At 44.2% G+C, this 12,216-nt stretch carries 11 protein-coding genes; 5 read left to right on the top strand and 6 right to left on the bottom strand.

The genetic code is table 11. The annotated features are described in order from the left end of the window. The first annotated feature begins 31 nt into the window (after positions 1-31). The gene (gene fdxA / locus DFP75_RS15700; RefSeq protein WP_012071401.1) at positions 32-355 is read left to right on the top strand and encodes a ferredoxin FdxA; all 324 of its coding nucleotides are present in this window, start codon (positions 32-34) and stop codon (positions 353-355) included. Positions 356-907: 552 nt separating this feature from the next. On the opposite strand, the gene DFP75_RS15695 is transcribed toward fdxA, so the two are convergent. Further along, complete coding sequence (locus tag DFP75_RS15695) at positions 908-2,128, bottom strand: EAL and HDOD domain-containing protein (protein WP_110576997.1); 1,221 nt, start codon at positions 2,126-2,128, stop codon at positions 908-910. A gap of 161 nt (positions 2,129-2,289) precedes the next feature. On the opposite strand from DFP75_RS15695, the gene ilvD reads away from it, so the two are divergent. The 3 genes from ilvD to DFP75_RS15680 all read left to right on the top strand — a co-directional run bounded on the left by ilvD (position 2,290) and on the right by DFP75_RS15680 (position 6,360). Continuing rightward, positions 2,290-4,134: a dihydroxy-acid dehydratase gene (gene ilvD / locus DFP75_RS15690; RefSeq protein WP_110576996.1), complete on the top strand. Its 1,845-nt coding sequence runs from the start codon at positions 2,290-2,292 to the stop codon at positions 4,132-4,134. A 137-nt stretch (positions 4,135-4,271) separates the two neighbouring features. Next, on the top strand, positions 4,272-5,114 hold the full coding sequence (locus DFP75_RS15685) for a 23S rRNA (adenine(2030)-N(6))-methyltransferase RlmJ (RefSeq protein ID WP_110576995.1): 843 nt from the start codon (positions 4,272-4,274) through the stop codon (positions 5,112-5,114). 22 nt (positions 5,115-5,136) lie between these two features. After that, entirely contained in the window at positions 5,137-6,360 is a 1,224-nt protein-coding gene (locus tag DFP75_RS15680) for a PAS domain-containing protein (RefSeq protein WP_110576994.1), read from the top strand. Positions 6,361-6,418: 58 nt separating this feature from the next. Here DFP75_RS15680 and DFP75_RS15675 read toward each other — a convergent pair whose 3' ends face one another. After that, positions 6,419-6,844 carry a secondary thiamine-phosphate synthase enzyme YjbQ gene (locus tag DFP75_RS15675; RefSeq protein ID WP_110576993.1) on the bottom strand — a complete coding sequence of 142 codons (426 nt, stop codon included), beginning with the start codon at positions 6,842-6,844 and terminating at the stop codon, positions 6,419-6,421. A 6-nt stretch (positions 6,845-6,850) separates the two neighbouring features. Next, the gene (folA, locus tag DFP75_RS15670) at positions 6,851-7,360 is read right to left on the bottom strand and encodes a type 3 dihydrofolate reductase (protein ID WP_100187632.1); all 510 of its coding nucleotides are present in this window, start codon (positions 7,358-7,360) and stop codon (positions 6,851-6,853) included. A gap of 161 nt (positions 7,361-7,521) precedes the next feature. Between folA and DFP75_RS15665 the strand changes: the two genes are divergently transcribed. Further along, a complete protein-coding gene (locus DFP75_RS15665; RefSeq protein ID WP_110576992.1) occupies positions 7,522-8,373 on the top strand; it encodes a thymidylate synthase in 852 nt (283 codons plus the stop codon). 101 nt (positions 8,374-8,474) lie between these two features. On the opposite strand, the gene DFP75_RS15660 is transcribed toward DFP75_RS15665, so the two are convergent. The 3 genes from DFP75_RS15660 to ptsP form a co-directional block, all read right to left on the bottom strand. Then, entirely contained in the window at positions 8,475-8,963 is a 489-nt protein-coding gene (locus tag DFP75_RS15660; RefSeq protein ID WP_110576991.1) for a P-loop nucleotide/nucleoside kinase family protein, read from the bottom strand. Between the two features lie 100 nt (positions 8,964-9,063). Beyond that, complete coding sequence (gene lgt, locus DFP75_RS15655; RefSeq protein WP_110576990.1) at positions 9,064-9,873, bottom strand: prolipoprotein diacylglyceryl transferase; 810 nt, start codon at positions 9,871-9,873, stop codon at positions 9,064-9,066. Positions 9,874-9,900: 27 nt separating this feature from the next. Beyond that, positions 9,901-12,189, bottom strand: coding sequence for a phosphoenolpyruvate--protein phosphotransferase (gene ptsP, locus DFP75_RS15650; protein WP_110576989.1), 2,289 nt, complete (start codon positions 12,187-12,189; stop codon positions 9,901-9,903). Positions 12,190-12,216 lie beyond the last annotated feature (27 nt).

Genomic DNA, 12,216 nt, shown 5'->3' with positions numbered 1-12,216 from the left:
ATCATTTTTATAGCTTGTAAGGAGAAGTCGAATGGCTTTCATCGTTACCGATAACTGCATTCGCTGCAAATACACTGACTGTGTTGAAGTTTGTCCTGTGGACTGCTTCTACGAAGGCCCTAACTTTTTAGCAATCAATCCTGACGAGTGTATCGACTGCGCATTGTGTGAGCCTGAATGTCCAGCCAATGCCATCTTCTCTGAAGACGAATTGCCTGAAGACCAAGAAGTATTCGTTGAATTAAACCGTGACCTGTCTTTGATCTGGCCAAACATTGCAGAGAAAAAAGACGCGCTTCCTGACGCGGCACAATGGGACGGCGTTGAAGATAAATTAGAGCATCTAGAACGCTAATTTAGCACTGCTTAAAAGCTCAAAATAAAAAAGCGACTCGATAGTCGCTTTTTTTATGCTCAACGTTATCAACAATGAAATCGTGACATATTTTAAGCCAAAAAAAAGGGCACCAAAGGCACCCCTACTTTCTGCTTACATCCGTTAAGCGACTCTTCCATTGAGTAAAACATCACTGTTTGCTCCATCCTGAAGCGTCCAAACTGTCCTTATTGCATGGTGTAATCCATCAAACCATAACATCCATATGAACAATCCATCGTTCTGAACATCCTAGTTCAATCCTCACACCATCTTTGGTGACCAATTAAACGCTTACAGCGCTTCTCATCCATGAACTCCGTTTGGTTGATGAACAATTTACCAGCTTTTGAGCATTAATCAAATTTCGGCACGATAAGAAAAAACGGATTTTTTCTTTTGTAAATCAAGTAGATAACAAAAAACTACAAAGAAATTTCTCCTTTAGCCACACAACAAACGGGAAAGGCTTACAGGTATGTCAGAAAAAGACTACAAACCAACCTTTTTCTGACAAAAAATGCAGCAAGGTCAGATAGCAACAAGAAACTCATCAGCCCATTTTACGGCTTCCAAGTAGGTGGTTTTTAGATCCTCAAAATCCTGAACATCCTTGATGGTATGCCCATTACTGTAGCTTTCTACAAGATCCAACGCATTTCCTACTCTTCCAGAGCGATGAACAATAGCGTTAATAAACTCACTAGGTAAAGGCAGTTCACCAAGCACTTCATCCAGCTTCATACCAGTACAAACATCGATCATCGACAACATTCCAGCAAGAAAATACTTGTCCTGATTGTTGTAGCCACGGCTTTGAGCAAATAGCTCCGCATGTTTCGCTCGAATCATGATTTGCTCTAACAACACATGACGTTCACCAACCATTTCTGACATCAACAACAGGTTTGTCAATGATTTCAGTTTTTCAGCGCCAATCAACATGATGGCCAATCGCACAGAGTCAACTGAAGCAATAAGACCCGTAGAAGGGGAATTTAGATAACGTAATAATTTATGAACCAAGCCAGCATCTTGACTAACAATTCTGTCTAGGTCATCAATGCTAAGCGTTGATGGGTTCAACAGCGAAGACATTAATTGAAGTAACGTCATACTGTTTACTTTTGATGCTTTGCTCGATACCAGTTCAGGCTTTTCAAAGAAATAACCTTGGAAGAACTCTACTCCCAGCAAACGACAAAACTGGTAGTCTTCCCAAGTTTCGACTTTTTCAGCAATAATTTGAGCTTTGAACCCTTTCAACAACTCAACCTGTTGATGAAAGCCATCATGGCCAAGCGCTAAAATATCTAGCTTGATATAGTCCGCCAATTCGACAAAAGGCGTTAATTTACTATCAAAAACAAAATCATCCAGCGCAATGATACAGCCAGAATTCGTCCAGCGGCGTAAAGAGGCAAGCAATATCGCATCAAAACCAGAGTCTTCCGATACTTCAATAACAATATTTTCTTTGTCGATTGGCATGCCGCTAGGGCTTAGTAGATACGCTCTTGAAAAATTAACAAAAGCCTTACTTGAGCCAACCAAATTTTCCATACCAAACTCAAATAAGCCGGCTGAAATCACCTGCGCAGTCGCACCAACCTCATCCATAATATCAGCTTGCACTGCCATCATATTCTTACGATAAAAAAGCTCGTAGCCCATTACTGCAAGACGGCTATCTACAATTGGCTGTCTCGCCAGTGCGATATTTGAATAAGCTGATAGTGAATTTTCAACCATATTGTTTCCATTTCAATAAAAGTATCAGAACGATTTGTACAGTGTCTCAATATTGCCTAAAAATTGCCATTGGGCATAGACAATATTCTTGATAACATGGAGCCATTAAATGTAGACAACTATATAAAACAAAATAAAGCAAAAAACCTGTGGGGAAAACAATGCCAGTATATCGCTCCAAAACAACTACATCGGGCCGTAATATGGCCGGAGCTCGTGCGCTATGGCGTGCAACCGGAATGACAGACGATGATTTTCAAAAGCCAATCATTGCGGTGGTTAACTCTTTCACTCAATTTGTACCAGGGCATGTCCACCTTAAAGACATGGGGCAACTGGTTGCTCGTGAAATTGAAGCCGCTGGCGGTGTAGCGAAGGAATTCAACACCATCGCTGTCGACGACGGTATCGCCATGGGCCATGATGGCATGCTTTACAGTCTTCCATCTCGCGACCTAATCGCAGACTCTGTTGAATACATGGTAAATGCCCATTGTGCCGACGCTATGGTCTGTATTTCAAACTGTGACAAAATCACACCTGGAATGCTAATGGCGGCTATGCGCATCAACATTCCAGTGATTTTTGTGTCTGGTGGTCCAATGGAAGCGGGCAAAACTAAGCTGTCCGAAAACAAACTGGATTTAGTTGATGCCATGGTTATCGCTGCAGACCCAACGGCAACCGATGAAAAAGTAGCGGAATACGAACGCTCCGCTTGCCCTACTTGTGGCTCTTGCTCTGGCATGTTCACTGCAAACTCAATGAACTGTCTAACCGAAGCGCTTGGTTTAAGCTTGCCAGGCAATGGCACAACATTAGCCACTCACTCTGACCGTCGCCGCTTATTTCTAGATGCCGGTCGTCGTATTGTAGACATCACTAAACGTTTCTACGAAAACGATGAAGCAAACTGGGCACCACGCTCTATTGCAAGCTTCGAAGCGTTTGAAAATGCTATGACACTAGACATCGCAATGGGCGGATCAACCAACACTATCCTGCATTTATTGGCGATTGCCCGTGAAGCTGGTGTGGAATTTACGATGGAAGACATCGATCGCTTGTCTCGTAGAGTACCTCAACTTTGTAAAGTTGCACCAAACTCACCTAAATACCACGTAGAAGATGTACACCGTGCCGGTGGCATCTTTGCTTTGCTAGGTGAACTAGATCGCGCTGGTATTTTACATAATCAATGTCATACCGTGCATTCCAAAACTATGCTTGAAGCGCTAGATACTTGGGACATCATGCGTTCACCGACTCCTGAGGTTATCGAATTCTTCAAAGCAGGCCCTGCAGGTATTCCAACGCAAACCGCATTTAGCCAATCTACTCGCTGGCCTTCTCTAGATGGCGATCGTGCAGAAGGCTGTATTCGTTCAATCGAAAACGCTTTCTCCCTCGAAGGTGGCTTAGCGGTTCTTTACGGCAACATTGCTGCAGATGGTTGTGTTGTAAAAAGCGCAGGCGTAGACGAATCGATTCTTGTATTTGAAGGTCGTGCTCACGTAACTGAGTCGCAAGACGAAGCTGTGAAAAACATTCTTGAGGATAAAGTAGAAGCGGGTGATATTGTCATTGTTCGCTACGAGGGACCTAAAGGTGGCCCTGGTATGCAGGAAATGCTTTACCCAACATCTTATATTAAGTCTAAAGGGTTAGGTAAAGCCTGTGCACTATTAACGGACGGACGTTTCTCTGGTGGTACATCCGGTTTGTCTATCGGCCACGTTTCTCCAGAAGCGGCTGCCGGCGGTGCAATCGGCTTGGTTGAAAATGGCGACCGTATTTTGATCGACATTCCAAACCGTTCCATCAACGTCTTACTGTCTGACGAAGAGTTAGCTCACCGTCGTGCCGCCATGGAAGCAAAAGGCGCAAACGCTTGGAAGCCTGTTGAAGAACGTCCACGTAAAGTTTCTCCAGCGCTAAAAGTGTACGCTCACTTTGCAACCAGTGCAGACAAAGGGGCAGTACGTGATATTAGTCAAATCGACTAATATCTAAAGAGTAATACGCAAAAGGCCGCTCTGCCTAACATAGGTGCTGCGGCCTTTTTTATAAACAACTTGAGACCTTTGCACGAAGCCAAGTCTAGGCAAGAGTCTCTACTTAATAATTCACTACAGGAAAGACCATGCTCAGCTATCGCCATATTTATCATGCAGGCAACCACGCTGATATTTTAAAACATTTGACGGTTAGTCAAATATGTCGCCATCTTATAAAAAAAGAGGCGCCCTTTTTCTATTTAGATACGCATGCTGGCATTGGTCAATATTCGCTAAACTCTGAACAGGCACAAAAAAACAAAGAATTTCATTCAGGTATTGCACGACTATTAAAAGAAGAGAATCTTCCCGAACCTCTAGAAGGCCTGTTGGATATCGTCCGAGACATGAACCCAACGGACACGCTGGAGTACTACCCTGGCAGCCCCAAAATTGTCGATTATTACGTTCGCCAAAAAGACAAACTACACTTATGTGAGCTGCACCCAAACGATTACCCACTTTTAGCGGCGCTTTTTCCAAATAAACGTAAAGCCAATGTAGTGAAAGACAACGGATTTGCCGCGGTAAAAGCGATGCTGCCGCCACCACAAAAACGTGGCTTCGTTTTAATGGATCCACCTTATGAAGTAAAAAAAGACTATCAATATGTGGTTCAAGCATTAGAAGAAGGATACAAACGCTTTCCTCAAGGTACTTATGCAATCTGGTACCCAGTGCTAAACCGCCAACAGGCGAACGAATTACTAAAATCAGTCAAAGCCACTCATATCCGCAATGTGCTTTTACTTGAACTTTGTATTCGCAACACAGAACAAGAACGAGGCATGGCCGGCAGCGGCATGATCATTGTCAATCCACCTTGGACTTTAGAAAAAGAGGCTAAGGAATTTTTACCCGTTTTGAGTAAGCTGCTTGCAGAAGATAATGAGGCTGACTTCCAAGTTACTTGGATCACCCCAGAATAACCCAATTTTATAGGAGCGCGTCATGAACACCCCCTTCGAACTCGCGTTTAAATACATGCCAACGCCTGCTTTTATAATAGAAAGCAGCACAGGCAAATTACTGTCTTACAATCGCAATTTTGAAATTTTGTTTGAAAATTTTAACACGACACCAGCCAGTAATTGGCAGGAGCTGTGTGAAGATGCCGCGTCTTCTGAAGACTGGGAAAACCTGAATAACAAAATTAAAAGTGGAAGCATCGAGCGCTGTGAAAGCTTAATTCGCGTTGGTGATAAGCTCATCAATATGCAGCTTGAAATGCAGCACCTTGGAGAATCAGTCTTAGTCTGTATCTACAATACCGATCATATGGATCTTTCTGCTGCAGAAAATACCTTACTAAAATACGCGTTGACGGAGTCTTCAGCTGGGTTGTGGATCTGGGAAACAGAATCGGATCTCGTATCTTGCTCTAAATCCATTGCCACCTTGTTAGGCTACCCTCTAGAGCAAACGCCACGCTCAACAACAGAATGGCACGCTCTTGTTCACCCTGATGATGTAAAACGATTAGCGACCGTCGTCAATGAGCATGTGGCACTAAACCAAGATTATTACGAGGTAGAATATCGTATTCTGACGAGTGATCAGCGTTACCTTTGGGTAAAAGAGCGCGGCAGAAGCTATACCAAAGGCCCAGATGGTAGCATCAAAAAGATCATTGGTTTTATGGTCGACATTAGCCACCAGAAAGCGCTAGAAGAACATCTACGTAATCAAGCAACCTTTGACGAATTAACAGGGTTATTAACACGTGGCGCAGCACTGACGCATTTCAAAAAACAGCTAGGCTTAGCAAAACGTCAATATACACCATTAACCATGGCGAAAATCAACCTTGATGCTAACGAGCGCCTCAGCAAATTGCCGATGGAAGCACGTAATATTGCCATCCAAACTTCGGCCCGCTATATCTACAAAAAGATCCGCGAAGCCGATGTGTTGGCAAGAGTAGAGCCCGACAAATTGCTACTATTATTGCCCAATACCAGTGTTCGTGATGCAAAACGTCTGCTTAACAACATGATTGACCCAACTGAAGAAGAAAAATCCGCATTATTCGAAGGCAATTCAGATCCAATGGACTTCTGTGTTGGTATTGCCGCTTTCCCAGAGGATGGCGAAACCATTGAAGAGCTGGCCCTTAGCGCAAACCAAGCTGTCGAGAACGGCCAAGCGACCAGCAAACAGATAGTGGTCAACTAAAGTTAGAAGCATAAAAAAACGCCGTATTGGAAATACGGCGTTTTCATTTTCAGCTTCTTTAACAAGGCTCACCTTGCAAGGTTAAAACAAGTTTTCTTGAACCACCATGATCACGGTGTTCGCCTAAATAAACACCTTGCCAAATACCTAAGCACAACCTCTTATCCCGAATGGGAATGGTCAAGGATGCCCCCAACATGCTGGCTTTTATATGCGCAGGCATGTCGTCGCTTCCCTCATAGATATGCTCATAGTAAGGCTGATCTTCTGGCACCATATAAGAAAAGTGTTTCTCCATATCACGGCGCACCGAAGGGTCGGCGTTTTCATTGATCGTCAAAGACGCTGAAGTGTGCAGCAACTGAACATGCAACAAACCAACCGACACTGGTGATAGTTTAGACAAAGCCGCTTCTACCTGATCGGTAATCAAATGAAAGCCTCGACGCATCGCTGGCAATTGAATTTCAACTTGCTGCCACATAACGAATTACTCTGCGCTGGTTCTTTGATAAACAGAAAAACGATAGTCATAAGGGTTCGGCCCTTCCGCTGCGAACGCTTCTTCTCCTATTAGAGTAAAAGATGGCCAATCAACCTCTGGGAAAAAAGCATCGCCTTTTACTTCGGCATCGACATGAGTAATGTACAAACGGTCCGCGCGCTCAAGCGCCAGTTGATAAATTTGTGCACCGCCAATCACCATGACTTCTTCTTGTCCATTCACCAAGCAAATATCTTCGCCAAGTGAAATGGCATCTTCCAATGTCGTCACCACATCAATGCCTTCTGCTTGATAAGCAGGATCTCGGCTGATCACAATATTACGACGGCCAGGCAATGGCTTACCAATTGATTCAAAGGTTTTACGACCCATAACAATAGGTTTGCCCATGGTAGCCTGCTTGAAATATTTCAGGTCGTTCGGCAAATGCCAAGGCAGCGAGTTATTAATACCGATGGTCCGGTTCGTAGACATAGCAACAATAAGTGACAACATAAAACAACCTGCGTAAAAATCTTAGCTCTTCTTTACTCCGGCAATCCAAGAGCAAAGGCTTCTGATATAATCAATAGCATTTATTATACCCATGACGAACCAGATTGCATTTCTTAACCTGCATAGGGAAGGTCATCAGGCAAAACAGACAAGGCATTTATATGAAACAATATCTAGACCTCTGCCATCGCATTATCAATGAAGGTGAATGGGTTAGTAACGAGCGAACAGGCAAACGCTGCCTGACCGTTATTAATGCCGACCTTACTTATGATGTAAGCAAAGGCGAATTTCCTCTCGTCACCACCCGCAAAAGCTACTGGAAATCGGCCATTGCGGAAATTATCGGTTATTTAAGAGGTTACGATAGCGCCGCCGATTTTCGAGCATTGGGAACAAAAACATGGGATGCCAACGCCAACGAAAACGCAGTGTGGTTAAACAACCCTTACCGTAAAGGCGAAGACGATATGGGACTTTGTTACGGTGCCATTGGCCGTAACTTCCCTAAGCCAGACGGCGGTCATATCGACTTATTAAAACAAATTATTGATGACCTAAGCCGTGGTGTGGATAACCGTGGGGAAATCCTCACATTTTATCACCCTGGTGCGTTTCACATGGCGTGCCTTCGCCCTTGCATGTACAGCCATCACTTTTCACTGCTTGGCGATACACTTTACTTGAACAGCACCCAACGCAGCTGTGATGTGCCACTTGGACTTAACTTCAACATGGTTCAGGTGTACGTATTGCTTGCCATCGTTGCGCAAATTACAGGCAAAAAACCGGGCAAAGCCTTTCACAAGATAGTAAACGCTCACATCTATGAAGATCAGCTCGAACTAATGCGTGACGTACAACTAAAACGTGAGCCTTATCCTCTGCCAACATTAAAAATCAACCCAGAAATTAAGTCTCTAAAAGATATAGAAACTTGGGTGACCATGGACGACTTCGAAGTCGAAGGTTATCAATTCCACGAGCCTATCGCCTACCCTTTCTCTGTGTAAGCGACTCTCGCTCTCGGTTCAAGAGACCTAAAAGCAAAACGGCGAACCAATATTGGTTCGCCGTTTTTATTAAAGCTTCTGCCCTTTTCTCGACACTTGTATTAAACAACATTGATGACGTTAAAACCTTCATCTTCGGATGGAGCCTGAAAAAACTGAGTAACATGATAAAAGACTGTTTCGTTATCAAACTGAGCTCGTTCAGGCTGCTCAGCGCGACGCTTCGCAATTTGAGCAAGACATTGCTCGTCACTTAAATCGAGAAAAATAAGCTCATGCTGACACTGAATATCAGAGCATAACTTTTTGAACCATGCTCTCTGGTTCACGGTATTGGCAGGAAAATCCATCACCACATTGGTTCCAGTCTGCAAAATATTCTGCACATGCGCTTTCACAAACGGTTTTATCAACCCAGAGAAAGTTAAGTAATCTTCGAAAGAGTGAATTTGATTGGGATAATGTGCGGCAAGCCAATCATCTTCCGACACCAGTACTGCGTTTTTTTCAACAGATAAAGCTTTGGATTTGGTCGATTTACCTGCTCCCATTTTTCCACAGAAAAAAGTAAGCATTCCGGTACGATTCATAAGTTATCCCTCTGCATGATATCTACTGACAAGGTTAAAATTACCGGTACAAAAAAACCAGCCCTATGGCTGGTTTTAATCTGACGCTAAACCTTTTTAGCTACTTTGCAGCACTGGCTTGCGGGAAGATTTTCAGTTTAAAGCCAGCAATAATTAAACCAGCACCGATAATCACCATAGGTAAAGACAGGAGCTGCCCTTGTGTCAGCCAACCAAAAGCTAGGTAACCAATTTGGATGTCTGGCTCACGGACAAATTCGACAAGAATTCGAAAAATGCCATAGCAGAGCAAAAACATACCGGAGACACAGTAACGTGGTTTTGGTCTTTGAGAGAAGAACCACAATATACAAAACAACACGACACCTTCTAACGCAAATTGATAGAGCTGCGAAGGATGGCGAGCAAGCTGCAACGGGTCATTTGGAAAAATCATCGCCCAGGAAACATCTGTTGGTTTGCCCCATAGCTCGCCGCCAATAAAGTTACCTAATCGTCCAGCACCTAAGCCTATAGGAACGAAGGGGGCAAGAAAATCCGTCACATCAACAAGGTGTTTATTGTAACGGCGCGCGAAAAGGTACATTGCGGCGATAACCCCTAATAATCCGCCATGGAAAGACATACCGCCTTCCCAAATACGAACTAAAATCAGCGGGTTATCAACAAACGCGGGGAATTGGTAAAACAGAATATAACCAACTCGGCCACCTAAAATAACACCAAGCGCGCCATAAAAAATAGCGTCGCTGACCATTTCTGGCGTCCAAAGTCCATTAGAACGTTTAGCACGATACATGCCGCATAAGTAGGCTCCGGCAAAACCGACTAGATACATTATGCCGTACCAATGTACGGAAATTGGCCCTATGGATACAGCGATAGGATCAATATCTGGGTATGAAATCATAATAGTGAAGCGAACCTCTGGTAGGAATTAATCTACATTGTTAGTTTTGGAAGGTCGAATCAAACGCTCAATATTGGCTTCGCGCATAAGTCGAGTCATGGTTTGTGTGACTGCCTCAGCATGAGATAGTTTCATCACCTCATCAAGCATTGCTTGAGCCTGCCCCATAGAAATATTGCGAATCACCGCTTTCACTTTTGGAAGGCTGGTCGAGCTCATGGACAACACATCGTATCCCATGGCCATTAATAAAATGGCTCCCATAGGATCACCCGCCATTTCACCACACACACTCAGCCCCACGCCCTCGTCTCGCACTTGATCAACAATGCTATATAAAGCACGTAAAACAGACGGGTGAAATGAGTTATATAGATCCGCTACACGAGGATTGTTACGATCTACGGCCAGCAAATACTGGGTTAAATCATTGCTTCCCACTGACAAAAAGTCGACCAGTTCAGCCAATTCATTAACCTGATAAACGGCAGCGGGAATCTCAATCATTACGCCTACCTGAGGCATTTTAACGTCGTAGCCTTCTTCTTTTACTTCGGCATAAGCACGGCGAATAAGCGCAAGCGCCTCTTCAACCTCAGCCACATTCGAAATCATTGGCAACATGATCTTCAGGTTATGTAGACCCGCGCTGGCTTTTATCATGGCACGAATTTGCGCCATGAAAATTTCCAAATGATCCAAAGTGACTCGGATGCCACGCCAACCCAAGAAAGGGTTGGCTTCATTAATAGGAAAATAAGGTAACGCTTTATCACCACCAATATCTAAAGTACGAACCGTGACAGGCGCTGGAGCAAAACCTTCTAATTGCTGGCGATAAATAACCACCTGCTCAGCTTCTGTTGGGAAACGATCGCGTACCATGAAAGGCACTTCTGTACGATACAGCCCAATGCCTTCCGCGCCACGATCCAAGGAGCGAGCAATATCTGCGGACAAGCCGGTATTTACATACAAAGATAGACGTCGGCCATCTAAGGTTTCACAAGGTAAATCTTTTAACGTTTCATATTCTTCTTCGAGCTGGCGCTCTTCATCAACAATTTGTTGATAGTTTTCAATAAGCGCTTCCGATGGATAGGTGTAAACTTTGCCCAAATACCCATCGACAATCAGATCAACTTTATCTAACTGGGCATAAGGCAAATCTAATGCGCCCATAACCGTTGGAATGCCCATCGCACGAGCTAAAATAGCAACATGCGAGTTACCAGACCCCATCACAGAGACTAACCCTTTGATCTTATCAATGGGGATTTCACCCAACATGGACGCAGTCAGCTCTTCGCCAATAATGATAGAAGGTTCACTAAAGCGCTCTGATAAATTCGGCGCTTTCTCTTGTAGATGCGATAATATGCGACGCCCAAGATCTCGAAGGTCTGATGCTCGCTCGCGTAAATACGGGTCATCCATGCGGTTAAACTGCTGGATATGCGCCTGAATAACTTGTCTTAACGCACCTTGAGCCCAGTTGCCTTCTTGGATTTTACGAACCACTTCACCGGCAATGGAGTTATCGTCCAGAATCTTCAAATACACATCGAAAAGTGCTTTTTCATCAGCGGAAAGATGCTGACTAATTCGATTACTGGCACGGCGAATATCTTGTCGAACCGCATCAAGCGCTTGATAGAAGTCCTGAATATCCTCTTCAGGATCAGTAGAAATACGATCAGGGATAACGTCTAAATCCGCAGGCGGGAAAACCACCACACCGCGGCCAATAGCCACCCCAGAACTCCCTGGAATGCCTTTATAACGGAAGTCGGAACCACTCGGAATAGCGTTGGGACTAAGATTAGTAATCGCGCCTGTCGCTTCTGCGTGAGCGATAACACCCGCAAGTTGAGCGGATAACGTAATCAGAAAGGCTTCTTCACCTTCGTCAAAACGCCGCTTATCTTCATGCTGTACCACCAGCACGCCTAATACTTGACGGTGATGTATAATAGGAACACCTAGAAAAGAGCGATAACGTTCTTCACCTGTGCCTTTTAAATAATGGAATGATGGGTGAATATGCGCATCTTCAAGGTTAACAGGCTCTGCTCTTCGACCAACTAAACTGACCAAGCCCTCATCCGCTTTCAAGCTTATATTGCCGGCCATATCGGCATTCAAACCACGTGTTGCCATTAAGACATATTCTTGGGTGTTGGTGTCGACTAAATATATCGAACACACTTCTGCACGCATCGCTCTACGAACACGTCGAACGATAATGTCGAGTGCGGCAGACAAAGACTGTGCAGCAGTCACCTCTTGGGTAATTCGCCTTAATAAACTTAACATAGCTCTCCCATCAATCTATATAATCTC

The sequence above is a fragment of the Marinomonas alcarazii genome, assembly GCF_003208215.1.
GTDB classification, from domain to species: Bacteria; Pseudomonadota; Gammaproteobacteria; order Pseudomonadales; family Marinomonadaceae; genus Marinomonas; species Marinomonas alcarazii.
This window is presented reverse-complemented; position numbering and strand designations above follow the sequence as displayed.